Source organism: Botrimarina mediterranea (genome assembly GCF_007753265.1).
Lineage (GTDB): Bacteria > Planctomycetota > Planctomycetia > Pirellulales > Lacipirellulaceae > Botrimarina > Botrimarina mediterranea.
Window position 1 is genome coordinate 1,274,675 of record NZ_CP036349.1, and the last position, 20,474, is coordinate 1,295,148.

Consider the following 20,474-nt stretch of genomic DNA (forward strand, 5'->3'; position numbering starts at 1 on the left):
GCAACGTGGGGAAGCCTCGCGCAGAGACGCAGAGTTGGATGCCTTCAAGACTCACGCAAAGGCGCTAAGCCGCAAAGAACGCGTTGCTGTGCGATCGTTTGCGGCTACGCTCATTTCTCAACCACTTTGTCTTTGCGTCTTGGCGGCTTGGCGTGAGTCTTCGCTGCCTGCCCTCTGCGTCTCCGCGCGAGACGCTACGACAAAATAAAATCCGCTATAGGGCTTCGCTGCGCCTTGAACCATCAGGCTTATCTCACGCAGCCACCAACGAAGCAATTCCCGCTACTGCCGCCGCCAACAGACCGCCCAGGAAAAGGCGACGCATGAAGAGGCTCGCTTTCGGAAACTCTTCCAGGAATGCAATTGGCAGAACCAAGATCCACGCCACACCGGTTGGATCCTCAACACTAGCGTGCTGCAGTCGCTGAGGCGCCTTGCCTTGCAACGCGATGCTCAAACCTGTGGCGAAGGCGAATACGCCCCCCAGCATTACGACCGTCAAGCAGCCGGCGTCGAATGGAGTCATCGACATACGAGGGCGTTAAGCTGACTCGTTGGGGGGGGTCGCGAAGCCTTGAACAATGTCGCTCACCGACCGACAACTTTACACTATCGTCCCGGCGAGACCGGATAACTATACTCTAGACATGAAATTCCGCGTCATGACACGAGCGTGGCTTCTCTTCTCGGTCTTGTCGACCGTCGTTTCTCCAGTGCAAGGTGTGGAGGCATTGGTTATCGACGACTTCGCCTCGGGCGCCGGCTTGAATGTGCAATTGCCGGCTCCAGGCTACGGGGACAGTCTCCACCAAACCGAAGTCGGCCTGACGCCTGAGAACGTACTGGGAGGCGCCCGCAGCATCGACTTCCGCGCGTGCTTTGGGTTTGGTGGCAGCGTGGGTCCGATGCCGATCGTGCACGACCCAGAGGGTGGGACATTTCTGGCGGGAGGAACTCCCGAATCGCTCTTCTGCGAAGGGCCGGCATTTCGGTATGGGAATGTCTATGGCGACATCGACGGGAACTCGCTGGACCTCGATCTCTCTGGCTACAACGCGGTACGGGTTGAGTTGCTGGAGTTCGACCCGGGCGAACCGAACGCCTGGTACGAACCGCCCGTACGAGTCCCCGAGGTGTATGTTTCGTTTGTAAGGAATACCGTCCCCTCGTACCTCCCCAACCGCTACCAGCAGCAATTTATATCGCTCCGGAAGACTCTTGCGATTGAAGCCGGAGTCTATTCGGTCGTCCTTCCATTCAGTAAGGCTCAGAGCGACCGACCTGCGCCGTCCTTCGATCTCAGTTCGGCCGATGTGGACGGGGTTAGCGTCAGTTTCGCAAACATTGGACTCGGCGGGGGAATCGTCTTCGAGTCGTTCCAATTTGAGTACCTGCCCGCTCTGGATGGAGACTACGACGGGAATGGGGTTATCGATTCAGCTGACCTAGCCGTGCTTCATACCTCTTACGGAATGGGAAGCGAGACAGGCCTCATCCCGGGCCATGTCGCCGACGGCAACGCCGATGGCGTGATTGATGCGGCTGACTACACCGTGTGGCGTGATGCGTACGCCAGCAGAAGATCCTTGCCGGCGCCCGAACCTGCTACGCTTTGGTCGGTGTTGCCGGCCCTGGTGCTTTCGATCCGTCGAGGGCGGCGTAAGTCGCGTTGAACGCGCTTAGACGTCGGTGCTCAGAGCGACGGGCCAACGATCGCTGACTGGACGTAGCGTCGCTATCGACTGCAAGCAGGGTGACCGCTTCGCCACCGTTCTCCTGTTCGTTCTTCTTGTCGAGTTGTCCTATAGGTCAGTCGGGGCGGAGGAGGCATCCCTTTCTCTTAGCGTCACTCCTCCCCAAACAACAACCGATCCACCACCGCATCCGTATACTCCGCTTTCATCTCTTCCCCCCGCGGTGAGGCGTTCAGCAGGATCACCACCGTCGCCTTGCGTTCGGGGAAGCGATGGAGCATCAGCGAGAAGCCGCGGGTCGAGCCGCTGTGCCAGAGACGGCGCTGGCCGCGGTGGGCGTCGATGAAGAGGCCGTAGCCGTAGTGACTGGTCCCATCATTCGTTGCCGTGTCGCGCGTGGTCTTGAACTGCGGTGACGCCATCGCGGCGGCGGTCGTGTCGCTGAGCACGCCCTTGCCATTGCCGAGTGTTTCTGACCAAAGCCGCAGATCACGCAACGACGAGTAGACCGAGCCGTCTCCGCGCGTCGCGCTGGTGACGCTCTGGTCGGCGACTTCCCAGACGCCGCCCCGCTTCATGGCGTGGCCGAAGGCGCGCTCGGGCGGGGCGTTCACGCCGCGGAGGAAGTTGATCGAGCCCGTCATGCCCAGCGGCTGGAGCACCTCGGCGCGGAGGTACTCATGGTAAGGCGTCTTGGCGACTTGCTCGACGACGAGCGCTAGCATCACGTAGGCCGAATTCGAGTACTCCCACTCCGACCCCGGCGAGAACTTGGGCTCGTCGGTCTCGAGGAGCATCGCCAGGACGTTGTAATCGGAGATCTGCAGTGTCGTCCCCTGCGGCACAAGGCCCTCGTAGCCGGGCAGGCCCGACGTGTGCGTTAGCAAGTGGTGCAGCGTGATCTCGTTCCAGTAAGCGGGCGCGTCGGCAAAGAACTTGGCGAGCGGGTCATCGAGCGCTAGTGCGCCGCGATCGACGAGCGTCAGCACCGCGGTGGCGGTGACTTGCTTGGAGATCGACGCCATGCGGAAGGTCGTGGTTGGCGTGACGGGCTCTTCGCTTCCCAATCGCCGTACGCCCCAACAGTGTTCGAAGACCACCTCGCCGTTGTCGACGGCAAGAACGGCCGCCCCGACATGCGGGGGCAACAGGGCTTCGATGCATTCGGGCGGGACCGGCGCGGCGGCGTTCATCGGCAGGCAGGGCAAGGCGAGCAGGAGGGCTGTCAGGCCGCAAGTTATCGGTTGTTTCATGGGGCGTTTCACCACGGGAGGAAAGCCCTATCAGACCGACTGCCGCGTCGGGAGCAACCCGGAAGACTCCCGCGATTCCGTTCTATTTTCGCGCAAAGGGCGCGGCGGCCTGTCGGGCGGGACGACGATTCGCGGATGCACCCCGAGGGGCGGAGACATTCTGCCCCGATCCAGACTCCTTTCGACTCCTGCGGCGACTACAATGCGGCTCGGGCCCCGCTCAGCCGCGGCCCGGACCTCGTCTGAAAAACCCCTGTATCGGGATGGCCCTAATCGGGAAGAGAACGTGGCGCGGCGCCACGGACTGGTGGTGTTGGCTTGCCGATGTTGGCGCGAGTTTCTTGAAACGTCCCCGCTGCCCTTCCCGGAGAATCCCCGATGAGACTTCTTCTTCTTTCCCTCGTTGCAATATTGGCGGCTCAAGCCTCCGCGGCGCCGATCCTCGACGGCGTGCGTGACGGCAGCTATCCCCTGCTGTCGGTGCAAGGGGTCCAGACGCAATTCGGCGACGGCAACCCGGGCGGCGGTTCGGAACTCGACGCGGCCTGGGGTTACATCGACAGCGGCGTGCTCTACCTAATGCTCACCGGCAATCTCGAGAACAACTTCAATAAGCTCAATATCTTTATCGACGCGGTCCCCGGTGGTGAGAACGTCATTACGAACAACACCGACTTCGGCGGCAACAACCCGAGCAACGATGGCTGGGCCGGCAAGTACGCCGGCTTCACGTTCGATTCGGGCTTCGCGGCCGACTACCTGCTGATCTTGCGGAATGGCAACAGCGGCGGCGACCGGTTCGACATTGACTACACGGTTGTCGGCGGCGACGCGGGGGCGTTCGAGACCTCGGGCCCGGCGTTCGGCGCGTCGCTTACGGGCGCGAACGCCAACGCGTTGCCCGGCGCGGGGATCGGCGTGGCGTTCGACAACAGCAACACCGCCGGCGTGATGGGTGGGAGTGACGCGGCCGACCTCATGGCGGCTGTAGCGGTCACGACCGGCATCGAGTTGGGCATCCCGCTCTCAGCGTTGGGCAACCCCAATCCGGCCGACATCAAGATCACGGCGATGATCAACGGCTCGAACCACGACTACCTGTCGAACCAGTTCCTCGGCACGCTGCCGGCGCCACAGATCAACATTGGCGGCGATGGAGCCGGCGGCTTCAATGGCACGGTCGGTCAGATCGATCTCAACAACTTCGCGGGCAACCAGTACTTCATCATCACCCGCGTCCCCGAGCCAACAACGTTGGCGCTGGTCGCGCTAACGTTCGCCGTAGCTGCAGGCGGCAGCCCGCGGCGATCGCGTGGATGAGCCGTAGCCATGAAACACCGCGTTACGAACGGATGAACGCAAGCAAGTCTTCGTTCAGCTCGTCCTTGCTCGTGTCGGCGAGGGCGTGCGTCCCGCCCGGATAGACCTTGAGCGTCGCGTCCTTCACAAGCTTGGCCGACAACAGCGCCGAATTGTCGATCGGCACGATCTGGTCGTCGTCGCCGTGGACGATCAGCGTGGGCACGTCGAACTTCTTGAGGTCCTCGGTGAAGTCGGTCTCCGAGAACGCCGCGATGCAGTCGTACGCGTTCTTGTGGCCGGACATCATGCCCTGCGTCCACCACGAACGGATCAGCCCCTCCGACACCTTGGCGCCGGGACGGTTGAAGCCATAGAACGGCCCACTCGCCACGTCGAGGAAGAACTGCGCGCGGTCCGCCAAGTACTGCTCACGGAATCCGTCGAAGACGCTCATCGGCAGTCCGCCGGGGTTGGCGTCGGTCTTCACCATGAGCGGCGGAACCGCGCCGACGAGCACCGCCTTGGCGACGCGCTCCGTGCCGTGCCGGCCGATGTAACGCGCGACCTCGCCGCCGCCCGTCGAATGGCCCACGAGCACCACGTCGCGGAGGTCGAGCGCCTTGAGCAGCTCGGCCAAGTCGTCGGCGTACGCATCCATGTCGTTGCCGTGCCACGGCTGGCTCGAGCGGCCGTGCCCACGGCGGTCGTGAGCCACGCAGCGGCAACCGTTCGACGCCAGGAAGAACATCTGCGCTTCCCAAGCGTCCGCCGTCAGCGGCCAGCCGTGGCTGAACACGACCGGTGTGCCGCTCCCCCAGTCCTTGTAGTAAAGGCTCACGTCGTCGCGGGTGGTGAGGAAGGCCATCGCTGAAGCTCCTGTGAATTGAATGGGCGCCGTTGCGGCCAGCCGCGGGCAATCGTATTCCCGCGTCTAGCGCTGGGCGAGAGTCGCCCGATTCGGTGGTGCAATTCACGTTCCGCGCAAATGCGCGGGTTTCTAGCTCTGTCGGCGGGTCCCATCGCCGCGGCCGGCGGGCTAGGGTGGGACGCTTCCCGGAACACCCCACCGCCCCTCCTTGCGGGCGGCCCTACCTAATGTACGACTCGGCCCGCGGTCCCGCGCCGCAACGCTGATGCGCCGAGTCCCCCACCTGCGGAGGCTGATTGGATGTTTGCTCGCTACGTGTCGCTGTGTGTCTTGCTGCTTGTTGCAACTCAAAGTCGCGCAGAAGAAACGGCCCCGGTTGAAAGCCCGGCTGAAAGCTCGACGGTCGAAGCCGCCGGCCTCACATGGCACACCGACTATTACACGGCCTATCGGGAAGCAGACGAGCACGACCAGATGCTTGTTGTGTATCTCACGTCGCCGAGCACAACCGCGACGCAAGAGTCGGTTGAAACCTACCTGCAATCCAACGCGCCGGCGCGCGAGAAGCTCGGCGAGATGACGCTGCTCCGCGCCGACGTCGACACGACGATCGACGTTGATGGCAAGCCACGCCGGCTCGCCGACTTCGCCGCGCTCAGCGAGCTGCGCGGCGGGGCGGGGTTCGCGATCGTCGACCTCGCAAACGAGGACGCGCCCTACTACGGCCATGCGGTGACGGCGTTGCCGTTCGCCGGCGGCAAGTACTACCACTGGAGCCCGCGGGGCTTGGCGACGGCGCTCGACCTGCCCGCCGGGACGCTCACGCAGCGGTCGCTTGTGTGGGCCGTCCGGATGCACCCCGAGGCGCCACAGAGCACCGGCGGGCGCTTTCATAACGCGCTAGCGTCGGGCGCCAACGAGCAGGCCGCCTACCAGGCCCGGGTACGCCAGCAGGGCCACCAGAACTTCGGCCGCCGCTTCCAACGCCTCAGCGGCGCCGCCGGCAGCAGCGTCACCGAGGTTTGCGCTGAGAGCTGGCCCGGCCAGACGTTGATGGACTCGGTCGTCGATTGCGTCGACGCCTGGCGCCACTCGTCGGGCCACTGGCGCGGCGTCAGCCGCCCCCACCGCGCCTACGCGTACGACATCCAACGCGGCGGCAACGGCATCTGGTACGCCACCGGCCTCTTCGCCGATTGATTGGGTTGACGGATTCGATGGAGCGCTGCGGCGCGGGGTTTGCATCTCGGTGTGGCGGAGGGTTTGTCACCCAACCGCGACACCAACCGAGGCAATCATGATCCCGTCGAGCAGCGAGCGTGTGCCGGAGCACACCTGTCAGAGCGTCAACCGATCAATCCGCCAGCAGGCCGAGCAGCGCGTCCGTGACTTACGGCACGCATCGGCCGCGGAGATCGATCAGCGCTTGGCGGAATTGGACCACGAGTGGGACATCGAGCGGACGCTCGAAGCCAACGCCGCCACGCTGGCGTTCACCGGCAGCCTGCTAGCCGTCACCAAGGACCGCCGCTGGGCCTTCCTGCCGCTGGCGGTGACGGGCTTCCTGCTCCAGCACGCCGTGCAGGGCTGGTGCCCGCCGCTGCCGGTGCTGCGCCGCTTGGGGTTCCGCACGATGTACGAGATCGACCAAGAACGCCAAGCCCTGCTCGAGCTCCGCGGCGACTCGATGGCGATCCCCACCCCGGCCATCAAACCGCACCAAAGCCCCACGCCGCGGCAGCCGGCAGGCGTCTGATGGACTCGAAGCAACCGCTGGGACGCGGAGGTAGACCAGCAGGCCGGTAACAGAGTTGGGCGCGATAGAAAACGCGCTATCGATGGCTCCTGTCTTCGATTCCTACGGCGGTTAGTCCGTTCTTTCGCTGTCTTTGATGCCACCTTCAATGGTTGCCGCTTGTTGTGTTGCATTCAACGAGCGGGGCGTTGAAAGGCGGTACGCATACACCAGGGCGATCACGATCGCGATCGGCTGCACGGTCTTAAACCAGAGCGGGTAGGGGAGCATCGACAGATTGCAGAGCACGGCCGCCATCAGTAGGACGGCGACACCCATCGCCGGTCCGCGGCCGCCAAGCCACCCCGCCAGCCACGTGCTCACCCACGCCGTAGCCGCCCACATCGGCACAATCGCCGCAAGGACCCATTGTGGGTAGCGGGCCACATGCTCGCACATGGCGGCTTCGGTTCCCGCAAAGTCGGGCGGGAAGGGATGCACGATCGCGCTGAAGAGCTCCACCGCAATCAACAGCACCATGGCGACGACAATCGCGGCAAGGACCGCGCCGATGATGCGGAGGGCCTTGAGGATCATGCGGCGGTAAGGGGCGTGTGGTGAGAATGTATCAACGCTGGAGGGATTTAATTCCAGGTTGTCGGTTTCAATCGCCTTCTTAATTCGTTACACGGATCAAGTAAAGCACCATCAACATAGCGCCCAGGAAGACGCCGATAGCCCTCGACAGGGCATAGGCGCCCTCGTCGGTGACTCGATCGATGTAGCCCGCGGAGAAACCGAGCCCTGGCAACGAAGCGGCCCGATCAACCTACCCCCCCGAAGGAGGGGTTTTGAGCCGGCTTGAACCGGCCCCGCCACACCCCGCGCGCCAGAGGCCCAGGAAGGGCCCTAGCGTCCACGTTACGGCCATGTTGGCGAGAAGCCGTGGGGTGGACACATGGACACGCTAGGTCGCCCAAATGGGCCCTCTATGGGCCTCTGTGCGGGTGTTCACGTTTTCCCCGATAAATGCAGAGGCAAACGAGGCGCCCCTACTTTGGGGGTCAGGCCTCTTGCTCACGTCGGGAGGAGGAACCACGACGGGCACGAAGGATACGACGGCCCGTCGCCGGGGCCACTTCAACACTAGAGACCCGACGGAAGAAAGGTGTGCCACTGCTGGGCGAGCCAGCTGTGGCGCACGGCCTCTGACTTATGTCGTTCGAAAGATTCTACAAAAAGTGTTCGGCCTTTTGAATTAACATGCGGGTCTGCCAGTGCTGCGAGCCACCTTTGTGTTTTTAATCCTCCGCCGGAGTTGCTAATGCACTCGCCACGCTCGCTCTCCGCATTGGCGGTTGCGTCCGTCTTCGCGTTGCTCTCGATACTCCAGTGCAACGCTTATGCCTTGAGTGTCAACGGGCGCTACCTTCTCAAAGTCGACGAGACTCTTCTCAACACTGGCAGCCACGATCTCGATTTCGACGGCTCCACTTGGCACGTCGCCCAAACGCTGACGGGCGCGTGGTCTACCTACGATGCGAGTTTTGGATTTCTCGGCGAGACGTCGATCTCTGGAGTGGGCGACCTCCGCGGGCTCGCTTACAGCTCCGCTCTCAATCAATTGGTCGTCCTCGATCAGGACACGGGAATCGTTCGCTTCGTCAATCCCGATGGCGCCGTCACGGGTCGGATCCGCACGGGGGCGCCGGCGACCGAGGGGATGGACATCGACGATCGCGACTCAACCCTTTGGTTAACCCGGTTTGAGGGGAGCGTCGAGAAGTGGTCCTTCTCGGGTGAGTTGCTCTTCTCGTTCGACGCCAGGAGCCTGCTTCCAACGAACGACGAATTGCAGAGTGTCGCGGTTGATCCCGACACGAATGGGCTCTTCGTGTTTACGAATAGCGACGACCTTTTTGAGTTTTCAATGGACGGGACCCTGCGGGGGCAGCTCCTCACCGACGCCTTTCCAAGTTCCCTTCCTGGCGTCCGTGATAACGGGTTGGGGATTCACTACGACGCTCCTTCCAAGACTCTCCGACTGACGAGCCAAGGGGGCGATCTATACACCTACGCACTGATTCCCGAGCCCTCTTCCGTCGCCCTGGCGCTGCTGACGTTGGTGAGTCTTGCAACGTTTCGACATTAGCACGGCGGGGTCAGCTGAGGATGGTCACCAGCACCGAGGCGTCTTCGAGGCCTTCGAGGGCGTGGTCGGCGCCGCCGGGGAGGTAGAGCATCTGGCCGGCCTGGAGCTCGTGCGTCTCGCCCAGCGCTGTGAACGCGACGCGGCCTTCGAGGCACTGCACCGTGATCTCGCCGGCCACCTTGTGCGACGGGATCTTTTTGCCGGCCGGGACCACCAGCCGGATCACTTCGAGCGAGTCGGTCTTCAGCAGGGCCGAGGTCTTCGTCCCCGCCAGGGCCGGCCCCAAGGGGCGGACGTCGATTGTCTGACCGGGAGCGGCGTGCGGAATGGCCATCGTGAATGCCTTGGTGTTGAGGAGGCGCCGGCTGAGGAGGTCGTTAGCGTCACGACCCCGATTGTAGGCTTTCTCGCGGCCCAGCAAGCGCGGATGCCGTGGCAATCTGCCTGCCGCCTACAAAGGATTTTCACCACAAAGGAACGAAGGTAACAAAGGAAAAGGCGCCAACCACTCGGATGGTTACTGCGAAGAGTAAGGCTGCCACCCCCTACGAACGGCCGTCGTTCCTTCGTTCCTTTGTGGTTAATCTTCTTCCCTTCACAAGGGCTTATCCTTCACATCGGGCGAATCGTGTACGCTATCGCCTGCTCGTCTTCTCTCTCCTCTCGACTTATTCAATCGCCATGAAACTTGTTTTGTTCGCCGTCGCCCTCGTGGCGGTCGCTTCGCCCCTCCTCGCCGAGGACGGAGCGTCGATCGCCGAAGATTTCAAGCCCTCATCGCTGAACCAGCCGGGCCGGGAGTATCCCCAGGTCAACTCGCAGGGCTATGCCCGCTTCCGGATCGAGGCGCCCGAGGCCCAGAGCGTCCGCGTCACGCTCGGCGGTCGCGAGGGGACGGTGCTCGAGAAAGGGGACGACGGCGCCTGGGTGGGGACCACCGCCAGGCCGGAGGACGAGGGCTTCCACTACTACCACGCCATCGTCGATGGCGGGACGTTCAACGACCCCGGCGCGCTGAACTTCTACGGCTCGGTCCGCTGGGAGAGCGGCATCGAAATCCCCGCGCATGACGAGGACTTCTACGCCCTCAAGCCAACGCCGCACGGCCGCGTTCAGCAGGTGCTGTTCCCGTCGCCGAGCACCGATTCGGTCCGCCGCGCGTTCGTCTACACGCCGCCGGGTTACGACGCCGACTCCGACGAGCGTTACCCCGTGCTCTACCTGCAGCACGGCTGGGGCGAGGACGAGACCGCCTGGACCAACCAAGGCCGCGCGCACCTGATCCTCGACAACCTGATCGCCGCGGGCAGGGCGCGCCCGTTCCTCGTGGTGATGACCTACGGCATGACCAACGAGGTCCGCTGGGGCCAGCTGCGCGAGTTCAAGATCGACGCGTTCGAGAAGGTGCTTGTCGATGAGCTCGTCCCCTACATCGACGAGCACTTCCGCACGCTCTCCGACCAGCCACACCGGGCGATGGCGGGGCTGTCGATGGGCGGCATGGAGACCCGTCTGGTCACGCTCCGCAACCTCGACAAGTTCTCGCACATCGGCCTCTTTAGCGGCGGGGTGATCACGCCCGAAGACGTCGAGAAGACCGAAGGCTTCCGCGACCGCGTCAAGTTGGTCTTCACCAGTTGCGGCGGCCGCGAGTACCCGGACCGGATCAACGCCAACCACGAGGCGCTAGTGGCGGCGGGCGTGCCGAGCACAGCGTACGTGTCGCCCGACACGGGCCACGAGTTCCAGAGCTGGCGGCGGAGTTTGTATGAGCTCGCCCCGCTGCTGTTCCGCGATTGAGGCGGCCCTCTCAGTCAGCCCCCGGGGCCTCCCGTCACACGCTCAGGAAGGGCCCTAGGACGCCGCCTGTCGCGTCGGGCGAGGGGTCCCTTGGGGTAGAGTTGGACACGCCTGGACGCTTAGGCGCGCCCCTCACGGACGCCTTAGCGGGCGTTCAAGTTTTCCCCGGGAAATCGAAGGCCCACCTGAGGGCTCGAAGGTGCGCCCGCCCAGCGACAAAGCCCCGGAGGGGCGGCAGCGCGTAGCCAGGGGCGCAAGCCCCTGGGACAGTCGCGAATCCAAACACACGAAGCCCCGGAGGGGCGACAGCAGGCCCGGCGTCGATGCCCGCTGTCGCCCCTCCGGGGCTTCGTGAGTGCTTGCGTGCGTGTTCCAGGGGCTCGCGCCCCTGGCTACGCGCTGCCGCCCCTCCGGGGCTCTCAAACGGGCGCCGCGTCGGTGATTCGCTGAGGGCTCCGGCAAAGGCCTGCGACTCCAGCCACCCTTTCGATCGCCACAGGCACTTGGCGGGCGCCATGCCCACATGCAAAGCGGAGGGGCATGCGAACCAAGGTCGACGGTCCACTCCAATTCCCATGCTCATCCCCTATCGGGTGTGAGCATGGCACCCGGCCACCCAATCAAAAGCACGTCAGTGCCACCCGCCGCAGACTCTGACAGTACATCTAATTTATTTTTGAATCGCGATGCCAGTTGATGGCGGAAGAATAGCCTTTGCTTCTAGCAGCTGTATCCTTGAGTCGCCGTCTTGGTCTAGTACGTGCAGAACGCCTTCAAGTTGGATGGTGTCAAGTCCGTGTAATGGGATGTATTCTTCGAGTACGACTTCAATCTCATTGTTTAGGATAGCTGTCGTAGCTAGGAGATATGCATTTCCTATATCATTGCCCGTGGTCTTATCGGATACGCTATCTATCGATGTCGTCGTAAAATCGCCCTTCATGTTATGGAGGGGCGCCGAACAAAGCACTCTTCTCCCATTTAGTCGATGTACTAAACTCCGATCTTCAGGGCTTCGCAGGATGTCGGATAAATCGATTGGCAGTGGAGATTCCCTGGAAATTATGGCGTAACTATCAGGTCGCACTAGTGCAATGAATTCTCCTGTATCCCACATGGCTAAACGAGGGTCATTGAAGATCAGATCCTTTGCAGGCAGCAACTCTTCCAAATGATCCGAAACCGTTTGGCGAAGCGACGGCGGGGATAGGGTTCCTCCACGAAATTCTATAGCTTGTACCGAATCCTTTTCTCCGTTCTCATGATAATGGTAAATTAGTATGTCACCGAAGGGTTCTACATTTTTGTTGGCAACATCCGCGTAAAAGCTACGGTTGCGTTCACCACTCCATGAGAGCTGGTAGTGTTCATGAGCCAAGCTCAAACGATCTCCTGGTCGAACAACGTTGTGTCCTCTAGGGAATAGCGAACCGCCGATCATTCTTATGGGCTCAGACTGCTGCGTCGCTAAATGATCGTTGCTGAGAGCGGGGGTAGGGACGGCGGGTATCGCGGCGGTCTGAGAGTGGATAGATGTGTCAGCCAACGTGACTTTACTGTCCTTGATGCCTGCTGCAGTGCTCCTGGTCGTAATTGAATATAAAGCCGCTCCGCCGATCCAGATCAGTGCCATTCCAGCCGAAATAAGCACTAGCGCGCATAGCATGCAGAACACCCAATGCGATCCCTCCCATGCTTCGTAACTGAAGCTGCTTTGTACGGTCTCTGAATCTATGTCAGTGAGCACTTTGAGTATTTTTGTCACGGGGATAGTTATTGCTAAAGCGTTGCAGCAGCAGGGGTCCGGACGAATCGAATGCAGCTGCAGGCAGCTTCCGCGTTGTAGCCTGGGCTAGAACGCTACGTCAGATCGCAAAACTCCGTGATTGGGCCTAAAAGGCCCAATCACGGAGTCGTCGTTTTCGGTCGCTCTCTGACGATCGCGGCTCGGCGGCAGAAGCTTTCCCTAGCCTCTCGCCTCTGCCATCTAGCCTCTAGCGTCAGCCCATGTGCTTCACAATTGCCTTGCCGAACTCGCTGCACTTCACCAGTGTTGCGCCGTCCATCAGGCGTTCGAAGTCGTAGGTCACCGTCTTCGCGGCGATCGCGCCGTTGAGGCCCTTCACGATCAGGTCGGCCGCTTCGGTCCAGCCGAGGTGGCGGAACATCATTTCGCCCGACAGGATCACGCTGCCCGGGTTCACCTTGTCCTGGTCGGCGTACTTGGGCGCCGTGCCGTGGGTGGCCTCGAAGATGGCGTGGCCGGTGTCGTAGTTGATGTTGCCGCCGGGGGCGATGCCGATGCCGCCGACACAGGCCGCCAGGGCGTCGGAGATATAGTCGCCGTTGAGGTTCAGCGTGGCGATCACGCTGTACTCGGCCGGGCGGGTGAGGATCTGCTGGAGCATCGCGTCGGCGATGACGTCCTTGATGACAATGTCCTTGCCACCGTTGGGCGACTTGAACACGTGCCACGGGCCGCCGTCGAGCGGCTTGGCGCCGAACTCCTTGACGGCCGTTTCATAACCCCAGTTGCAGAAGGCGCCCTCGGTGAACTTCATGATGTTCCCCTTGTGAACAAGGGTCACCGAGTCGCGGTCGTTGTCGATCGCGTACTGGATCGCGGCCTTCACCAGGCGGTGCGTCCCTTCCTGGCTGACGGGCTTGACGCCCAGGCCGACCGTTTCGGGGAAGCGGACCTTCTTCCAGCGCTCGGGGAAGGCCTCGGAGAAGAGCTTCTTGAACTTGTTGCAATCGTCCGTGCCGTGCTCGAACTCGATGCCGGCGTAAATGTCCTCGGTGTTTTCGCGGAAGATGACCATGTCGGTCAGCTCCGGCTGCTTCACGGGCGACGGGACGCCGGTGAAGTACTGGACGGGACGCAGGCAGGTGTAGAGGTCGAGGATCTGCCGCAGGGCGACGTTGATCGAGCGGATGCCGCCGCCGACGGGCGTGGTCAGCGGGCCCTTGATGCCGACCAGATAGGTGCGGAAGGCGTCGAGGGTCTCGTCCGGCAGCCACGAGCCGGTCTTGTCGAACGACTTCTGGCCGGCGAGGACCTCCTTCCAGGCGATCTTCTTCTTGCCGCCATAGGCCTTCTCGACCGCCGCGTCGAAGACGAGCTGGCTGGCGCGCCAGATATCGGGGCCGGTGCCGTCACCCTCGATGAAGGGCACGATGGGCTCGTCGGGCACGTTGAGCTTGCCGGCGGTCATCGTGATCGGGGCGGCGGACATGTGGGGGCTCCGGGGAGGGCGGCGGTGGGGTGAATTGATCGGTAAGGGTGCGATTCTCGGTAGGCCGGCGCGGGGGGTCAACGGCCCCAGATAAAGGGAATGACGAAATCCGAATGACGAATGACGAACCTGCCGGCGCCGGCCCGACCCCTCCGACAGGTTCGTCATTCGTGCTTCGTCATTCCCCTCGGGTCATTCATTGAAACCGCGGCCCCGACGGGCCAAGATAGTCCCACGCCCCCTCTTCCCGGAACGAACACCCCCGAGGCCTCTCCCATGTCGCTTGCCCGTCGTCAGTTTCTTCAGACCGCCGCCGCTACTGCCGCTGCGATGGCTACCGTGCCCCGCTGGGCGTTTGCTGGGGAGAAGAAGGTCGTGCCGTACCGGATTTCGCTGGCCGAGTGGTCGCTGCACAAGGCGATCCGCGGCGGAGAGCTGAAGAACCTCGATTTCGCCCGGGTCTCGAAGGAGGAGTTCGGTATCAACGGGATCGAGTACGTCAGCCAGCTGTGGGAGGACAAGCAGGCCGGGTCGGAGTACGTCGGCAAGGTGAAGCAGGCGGCCGCCGACGCGGGGGTCGAGAGCGTCCTGATCATGGTCGATTCCGAGGGCGCCCTGGGCGACGCGGACGACGCCAAGCGGACCCAGGCGATCGACAACCACAAGAAGTGGCTCGAAGCGGCCAAGGAGCTCGGCTGCCACGCCATCCGGGTGAACGCCCAATCGAGCGGGAGCTACGCCGAGCAGCTAGCCCTGGCGGCGGACGGGCTGGGGCGGCTGGGCGAGATCGCCGACCAGTACGGCCTGAACGTCCTGGTGGAGAACCACGGCGGCCTGTCGAGCAACGGCGCCTGGCTGGCGGGGGTCATGAAGCGGGTGGGCCGGCCGAACGTCGGGACGCTGCCGGACTTCGGCAACTTCTGCATCTCCGGCCGCGGGACCCCCGAGGCCGTGTGGTACGACCGCTACCAGGGGATGGAAGAGCTGATGCCGTTCGCCAAGGCGGTGTCGGCGAAGAGCTACGACTTCAACGAAGACGGCGACGCCATCGAGACCGACTACTACCGCGTCATGAAGATCGTCCTGAACCACGGCTACAGCGGCTGGGTGGGGATCGAGTACGAGGGGAGCGCGGTCGGCGAGTACGAGGGGATCAAGCGGACGAAGGCCCTCTTGGAGAAGATCCGCGACGCGGCCTAGGGTTGCTAGCAACGACCGTTCGGACATCCGCTCCGGGCGCTGAGGCTGACGGCTCGCCGACCAACTGTGGCGAGCCGTCAGCGTCAGCGCCCGGAGTTTTTTCTGCGCCGCCAGCCCTTCTTGCTACGAAAGGACGGATTTCGCTCCCGAAGCGGGGTTTTTCGCTAAAGACTTTCCGAGGTTTCCGACTGGACACCCCACAGGGCGGGACAAAGGGCCGTGCCTAAGCTTTGTGCACGAAAGTCGTGCGCGGTTGTTGAGCACGGCCTGTTGGGAAATAGGCAGCTAGGCCGATTCGCTGCAAGTGCTGGCGCCGTAGGGGATGCCAGCGTGGCGTTTGCTGGCGTCGGAGAATGCTTGCGAGACGGGGCTGGAGTTGGCCCCGCCGCCGCCCCGCACGAACCGGATGGAGACGCACGCCGTGCTGACCGAGTCCCCTGCCGCCACGAATGGCCAGTCCGCTGAAACCCAGTCCACCGAAACCAACCCCCAGTACCAGCAGCTGCTGCAGGTCGCCGAGCGCCTGTGCCAGCAGTCGCCCGATTGGGTGACCTTCTTCCGCGAAGTGATGGGCATCGACGGCGTTGTCCGTCGGACGTTCCCGAACTTCGACGACCTGACCGCTTTCGAGCGTTCGGAAGAGTTCGCCCAGATCCAGAAGCTGCTGGTGAAGCTCCGTGAGAACAAAGCGACCGCCGACAGCGAGAGCGAGCCGACCCGTGTGATCACGGTCCGTCTCCCGAAGAGCATGCACGAGTACCTGCGGACGGAGGCTCACGACCTGCGTACCAGCATGAACAAGCTCTGCATCTCGAAGCTGCTGCAGATGATCGAGCAGGACATGATCCCTGCCGATCAGACCGCTTTGCCGAAGCGTCGCAACACGACGACCCCGTCGCTGACCGGCGCTCCGACCAACCCCGTGGCCAACAGCGGAAGCAATGGCAGCACGGTCCCCAGCGACAGCCCCTTCAAGTCGGGCTTCTGAGGGTCGGGCTACTGAGACTTGGCGCCCCGGCCGGGCCACCAATTCGACTGACGTACGCCGCCCCGGTTAGGAATAGCCGGGGCGGTTTTTCGTTAGTTGGCAATGGGCGGTCGGCAGTGGGCAAGAAGGAGGTAGGCGTTCTCGGGGGAGAGGGTCACCTTACTGCGCACTGCCGACTGCCCACTTAATAAAAAAGCCCCCCCAAGAGGACCTGTAAGCCGGGTCTTGTCTCCAATGTCTTGCGACATTGGCGGCGACCATTCATCTAGGACGGCGGTTGCCCGCCGCCTCGAGCGGCCCACCCGGGAGTGGTAGCGAGCCGGACAAGCTCATCCTCCCTGTTTGGCCTTGCGTCGGGTGGGGTTTACCAAGCCGAGCGAGTCACCCCGCCCGCTGGTGCGCTCTTACCGCACCGTTTCACCCTTGCCTGTGGGGAGAAGCGGTTAGCGATTAGTCGATAGTGGTTAGCTAAAGGATCGTCGGCGATGCCGACAGCTAACGACTAACTGCTAACCGCTAACCGCTTCCCCCCCATCGGCGGTCTACTCTCTGTTGCACTTTCCCTGGCCTTGCGGCCGGTGGGCGTTACCCACCACCCTGTCCTGTGACGCCCGGACTTTCCTCCCGCTTTGGCCTGCCGAGTTAACGGAGTCCAGAGCCGGCGGTCGCCCGGTCCTCTTGGGGGAGACGCGTAAGTCTACCAAGAAGTCGAGGAGGGGGACTTACTCCTATAGGAAGAATCCCCCCAAGGATCGCTGCCCGTTGGAGCGGTCCTGCCGGTCATGCCGCCGGCGCCACCCGGCTGGGCGCAGTCCATGTTGCGGTATGAGGCAGGTTGGCGGGCATGCCAATGCGGATGTCCTAGTTTGTACTGCGGTCACCACCTATCGCGTTGAACGGTCAACCGAATGCCCCCGTCATCGACAGTCGGTGTCGAAGCGTCACAACCTCCGTCGGATGAGGCCGCTACCTATCGCGCGTTGGTCTACGCCAGCGATAGCTTGCAGGGCAAGCTGATCTGCCGCGGGATGGAGCGTCTGGGGTTCCGCTGTGACTCCGTCTGCCGGCCCACCGGAGCACGGGCACGACTCCAAGGGGGTTGTTACGACCTGATCCTGATCGACTTGCGGGACGCCAGGGCCGAGCAAGTGTCGGTTGCCGGCGACGCCTTCGCGTACCGCCGCCGCGCCAAGATCATGGCGATCGTCAGCGCCGGCGCCGGCGAGATGGTCAAGTCGCTCTTAGCCTACGGCGTGGACGAGATCGTCACCGATCCGATTGATGCGGAGTCGATTGGCGTCAAAGCGTCGTCGCTGCTTGAGATCGAGTCCTGGAGGCAAGAAGCAATCCTCCGCCAACGCGACGTCCCACTCGGCAAGTTGCTCGAGACGATTGAGCAGAGCCTAATCGAGCGATCGGCAGCGGTGCTGCGGAGGATCGGCGACCCCTTCGATTCCTTGGGGATGCCGAGCAGCTTCCGCGAGGCGATCGCCAACGGCGCCGCGCGCGCCCGTCAAGAACGTAGCGGCGGCGAAGAGGGCGGCGCCAATCGGCGTCGCAGCGCGAGGGAAAGCGTCTGCCTCACGGCGTCGGCGATCCCGCTCGACGAATTCGGCAAGGCGTGTGGCGATCCCTTCGCGGTGGTCGTCGGAGACCTATCACTCACAGGGGCCCGGCTCGCGCACACGAGGCCCGTGTCGGGCCATTGGCACGCGATGCAGTGGCGCTGCGCCACGGTGGCCGAGAGGACGGTGACGGTCGAGGCCGAGGTAGTGCGCTGCGAGACAATCGGGCGCTTCTATGAAATCGGCGTGCGATTCCTCTAAGAGAGAAGGCTAATTGTCACTGCTAGCGTGACAGTTTGGTCGCGATGATCTTCACCGCCGCAGGGGACCTTGCTAAGGTCCCGGCGCTTGAAGAACCGTCCTCGAACCTAGGCGCCCGCCATGCGCTATTTGCTAGCTCTGCTATTGTCCGTCGGGCTGTTTTCCGACGGCGTGGCGACGACATGCTTCGCCGCCGACTTCCGCATCGAGACGCGCGTTTACGCCAAGGGCGAGGAGGAGCCGGCAAGCCAGAGCGTTACGCTGTTTACCGGCGGCGCCGCGTACGACTTCCGGGACGAAGCCCATCGCGTCACGATCTTCCGGCCCGGCGCGGCAGACAAGCCGGGGCGGTTCGTCCTTCTCGACTCGCAGCGGCAGTACCGCTCCGAGATTGGTGGCGATCGCGTCGCGGTGGTGACGACCAAGCTTCGGCGTTGGGCCGCGGTTCACAAAGACCCGTTCCTCCGCTTCACCGGCGACCCGGCGTTCGACGAGGCGTTCGACGCCGACACCGGCGAATTGCGGATGACGAGCAAGCAGATGTCTTACCGCTTGGTGACGATGCCCGTCGCCAGCCGCGAGGCGATGAAGGAGTTGCGGGCGTTCCTCGACGCCTACGCCCAGTTGCACACGCTGCTCGAAGCGGGCTTGCCTCCAGGGCCGCGGATGCGGGTCAACGAGTCGCTCGCCAACCACGACGTGGTGCCGATCGAGGTCGAGCTCTACGAGGGCCCGATCGAAGGCGAGCCCGAGCTACGCGCCGAGCACCTCGTCACTTGGATCCTCTCGCGCGAAGATCGCAACCGCATCGAAGAGGCCAACCGCTGGGTCGCCGAGTACGTTGAGGTCGAGAACACAGAGTTCAGCAAGTTCGCGAATCAGCGGATGGCCGAGGCCGTCGACAAGGCGAGCCACTAGTACGCGAAGCGACTAAATCTGTGGGAGGGGTCTCCTGACCCCGATGACGCGCACAAAGCCGCAAGGGTACGGAGAAAAAAAGTCGGGAGGTCTCGCGCAGAGACGCGGAGACGCAGATCTGGATGTCTGTAAGTCTCACGCAAAGGCGCTAAGCCGCAAAGGACGCGCTCCTGCGCGATCGATTGCAGCCGAGCCTATTCCGAAAAGACTTTTTCTGTGCGCCTTGGCGGCTTTGCGTGAGTCTTAATTGCCTCCCCTCTGCGCCTTCGCGTCTCTGCGCGAGACTCAACGGCAGAATGGAGAAGGCTAGATTCGGAGATTGGCTACTCGTCGTCGCTCGAGATGGCGCCGTAGCGTCGCAGCGAATCCTTGAGCCGCTCTATCGGGATCGCTTCGCTGACGTTCCCGTCGCGACCCTGCACCGTCGTTGCGCGGAGGATCGCGTTGAGGATCGCCTCTTCGGTCGCCTCGGCGACGGCGTCGAACAGCGGCGTCAAGCTCGCTTCGCTCAGCCGCGGAATGGTTTGTTCCGATTGATCAGCTTGGATTCGCACGAGTTCACTCGTCGAGAACGCAATCACGTAGTCGCCGCTGCCGTTCGAGAAGTCGGCGCCGGTGCGGCCCATGCCGACGAGCGCGCGGAGTGCGAGCCGCTTGAGCTGGCGGGCGTCGATCGGCGCGTCGGTAGCGACGACGATCATGCACGAGCCGTCCTTCGACGACAGGTCGTGCTCCGGGTACGGCTTGGGTCCAAAGTCACGCCACACCGGCGCCCCGGCGACCGTCAGCAGGCCGCTGAAGTTCGTCTGCGTGAGCACGCCGACCGTGTAGCCTCCTCCCAATGAATGGGGCAACTTGCGTGAGGACGTGCCTATGCCACCCTTGTAGCCCATCGTACGGGTGCCGGTCCCGGCGCCGACCGAGCCCTCTTCGACAGGCCCAGACTCGGCGCCTGACAATGCGGCGCGGAAGTGTTCAGGCTTCAACGCCCGGCTGCGGATGTCGTTAAGGTAACCGTCGTTCGTCTCACCGACGACGGGGTTCACCGAACGCACCGCTTCATTGCCCGGCGCCGCGAGCGCTTCCTCGGCGAGCGTCGCGGCGGCTTCCCAGACGTTGAGCGTGTTGGTCAGCAGGATCGGCGTTTCGAGCTGGCCCAGTTCGTTGACCTGCGTCGAGCCAACGAGCTTGCCGAAGCCATTGCCGACAACCACCGCCGCCGGGACCTTCTCTTGGAACAGATCGCCTTCGTGCGGCACGATCGCCGTGGCGCCCGTGCGAAGCCGGTCGCCTTCAATGAGCGTGTCGTGCCCGACCCGTACGCCCGCGACATCGGTGATTGCGTTGAGCGGGCCCGGCGCGAAGACGCCGACCTCGACGCCCAAATCACGCAACCGCGGCCGCGCGGGTTCGGACTGTACGGTGGTCGCTACGAAACAAGCGGCAAGAAAGGCAGCGGCGTAATGGCGGAACATCCAAGGCTCGCGGGCTGGAGAGTCATC

At 63.2% G+C, this 20,474-nt stretch carries 18 protein-coding genes and 1 other RNA gene; 10 read left to right on the forward strand and 9 right to left on the reverse strand.

All coding sequences use genetic code 11. The features are described 5' to 3' along the window. Positions 1-253: 253 nt before the first annotated feature. On the reverse strand, positions 254-532 hold the full coding sequence (locus Spa11_RS05070) for a hypothetical protein (RefSeq protein WP_145108843.1): 279 nt from the start codon (positions 530-532) through the stop codon (positions 254-256). A gap of 115 nt (positions 533-647) precedes the next feature. On the opposite strand from Spa11_RS05070, the gene Spa11_RS05075 reads away from it, so the two are divergent. Next, positions 648-1,673 carry a dockerin type I domain-containing protein gene (locus Spa11_RS05075; RefSeq protein ID WP_145108846.1) on the forward strand — a complete coding sequence of 342 codons (1,026 nt, stop codon included), beginning with the start codon at positions 648-650 and terminating at the stop codon, positions 1,671-1,673. Positions 1,674-1,846: 173 nt separating this feature from the next. Here Spa11_RS05075 and Spa11_RS05080 read toward each other — a convergent pair whose 3' ends face one another. Beyond that, complete coding sequence (locus Spa11_RS05080; protein WP_145108849.1) at positions 1,847-2,947, reverse strand: serine hydrolase domain-containing protein; 1,101 nt, start codon at positions 2,945-2,947, stop codon at positions 1,847-1,849. A 378-nt stretch (positions 2,948-3,325) separates the two neighbouring features. Between Spa11_RS05080 and Spa11_RS05085 the strand changes: the two genes are divergently transcribed. Further along, positions 3,326-4,267, forward strand: a complete 942-nt coding sequence (locus Spa11_RS05085; RefSeq protein ID WP_145108852.1) for a hypothetical protein — start codon at positions 3,326-3,328, stop codon at positions 4,265-4,267. 22 nt (positions 4,268-4,289) lie between these two features. Here the strand turns inward: Spa11_RS05085 and Spa11_RS05090 are convergent, their stop codons facing one another. Continuing rightward, positions 4,290-5,114: an alpha/beta fold hydrolase gene (locus Spa11_RS05090; RefSeq protein WP_145108855.1), complete on the reverse strand. Its 825-nt coding sequence runs from the start codon at positions 5,112-5,114 to the stop codon at positions 4,290-4,292. Positions 5,115-5,417: 303 nt separating this feature from the next. Here Spa11_RS05090 and Spa11_RS05095 point away from each other — a divergent pair, with 303 nt between their 5' ends. After that, positions 5,418-6,317 (forward strand): hypothetical protein, encoded by a 900-nt coding sequence (locus Spa11_RS05095; RefSeq protein WP_145108858.1) that lies wholly within the window; start codon positions 5,418-5,420, stop codon positions 6,315-6,317. Between the two features lie 97 nt (positions 6,318-6,414). Continuing rightward, on the forward strand, positions 6,415-6,873 hold the full coding sequence (locus Spa11_RS05100; RefSeq protein ID WP_145108861.1) for a hypothetical protein: 459 nt from the start codon (positions 6,415-6,417) through the stop codon (positions 6,871-6,873). Positions 6,874-6,984: 111 nt separating this feature from the next. Here the strand turns inward: Spa11_RS05100 and Spa11_RS05105 are convergent, their stop codons facing one another. Then, positions 6,985-7,449, reverse strand: coding sequence for a hypothetical protein (locus tag Spa11_RS05105; RefSeq protein WP_145108864.1), 465 nt, complete (start codon positions 7,447-7,449; stop codon positions 6,985-6,987). A 727-nt stretch (positions 7,450-8,176) separates the two neighbouring features. Here Spa11_RS05105 and Spa11_RS05110 point away from each other — a divergent pair. Further along, on the forward strand, positions 8,177-9,004 hold the full coding sequence (locus Spa11_RS05110) for an SdiA-regulated/phytase-like domain-containing protein (protein ID WP_145108866.1): 828 nt from the start codon (positions 8,177-8,179) through the stop codon (positions 9,002-9,004). A 10-nt stretch (positions 9,005-9,014) separates the two neighbouring features. Here the strand turns inward: Spa11_RS05110 and Spa11_RS05115 are convergent, their stop codons facing one another. Further along, a complete protein-coding gene (locus tag Spa11_RS05115) occupies positions 9,015-9,338 on the reverse strand; it encodes a cupin domain-containing protein (protein WP_145108869.1) in 324 nt (107 codons plus the stop codon). A gap of 347 nt (positions 9,339-9,685) precedes the next feature. Between Spa11_RS05115 and Spa11_RS05120 the strand changes: the two genes are divergently transcribed. After that, positions 9,686-10,804, forward strand: coding sequence for an alpha/beta hydrolase-fold protein (locus Spa11_RS05120; RefSeq protein ID WP_145108872.1), 1,119 nt, complete (start codon positions 9,686-9,688; stop codon positions 10,802-10,804). A gap of 670 nt (positions 10,805-11,474) precedes the next feature. Here the strand turns inward: Spa11_RS05120 and Spa11_RS05125 are convergent. Both Spa11_RS05125 and icd read right to left on the reverse strand, forming a co-directional pair. Then, a complete protein-coding gene (locus Spa11_RS05125; RefSeq protein ID WP_145108875.1) occupies positions 11,475-12,569 on the reverse strand; it encodes a hypothetical protein in 1,095 nt (364 codons plus the stop codon). Between the two features lie 235 nt (positions 12,570-12,804). After that, positions 12,805-14,040 (reverse strand): NADP-dependent isocitrate dehydrogenase, encoded by a 1,236-nt coding sequence (gene icd / locus Spa11_RS05130; RefSeq protein ID WP_145108878.1) that lies wholly within the window; start codon positions 14,038-14,040, stop codon positions 12,805-12,807. A gap of 276 nt (positions 14,041-14,316) precedes the next feature. Between icd and Spa11_RS05135 the strand changes: the two genes are divergently transcribed. Together Spa11_RS05135 and Spa11_RS05140 are read left to right on the forward strand one after the other, a co-directional pair. After that, a complete protein-coding gene (locus Spa11_RS05135) occupies positions 14,317-15,240 on the forward strand; it encodes a sugar phosphate isomerase/epimerase family protein (protein WP_145108882.1) in 924 nt (307 codons plus the stop codon). A 322-nt stretch (positions 15,241-15,562) separates the two neighbouring features. Continuing rightward, on the forward strand, positions 15,563-16,228 hold the full coding sequence (locus tag Spa11_RS05140; RefSeq protein ID WP_145108885.1) for a hypothetical protein: 666 nt from the start codon (positions 15,563-15,565) through the stop codon (positions 16,226-16,228). A gap of 198 nt (positions 16,229-16,426) precedes the next feature. Here Spa11_RS05140 and rnpB read toward each other — a convergent pair. Beyond that, an RNA gene (rnpB, locus tag Spa11_RS05145) (RNase P RNA component class A) lies at positions 16,427-16,909 on the reverse strand. 227 nt (positions 16,910-17,136) lie between these two features. Here rnpB and Spa11_RS05150 point away from each other — a divergent pair. Continuing rightward, positions 17,137-18,054 (forward strand): PilZ domain-containing protein, encoded by a 918-nt coding sequence (locus tag Spa11_RS05150; RefSeq protein ID WP_145108888.1) that lies wholly within the window; start codon positions 17,137-17,139, stop codon positions 18,052-18,054. Positions 18,055-18,174: 120 nt separating this feature from the next. Beyond that, positions 18,175-18,972, forward strand: coding sequence for a hypothetical protein (locus Spa11_RS05155; RefSeq protein WP_145108890.1), 798 nt, complete (start codon positions 18,175-18,177; stop codon positions 18,970-18,972). A 323-nt stretch (positions 18,973-19,295) separates the two neighbouring features. Here the strand turns inward: Spa11_RS05155 and Spa11_RS05160 are convergent, their stop codons facing one another. Then, positions 19,296-20,447 (reverse strand): DmpA family aminopeptidase, encoded by a 1,152-nt coding sequence (locus Spa11_RS05160; protein ID WP_145108893.1) that lies wholly within the window; start codon positions 20,445-20,447, stop codon positions 19,296-19,298. Positions 20,448-20,474 lie beyond the last annotated feature (27 nt).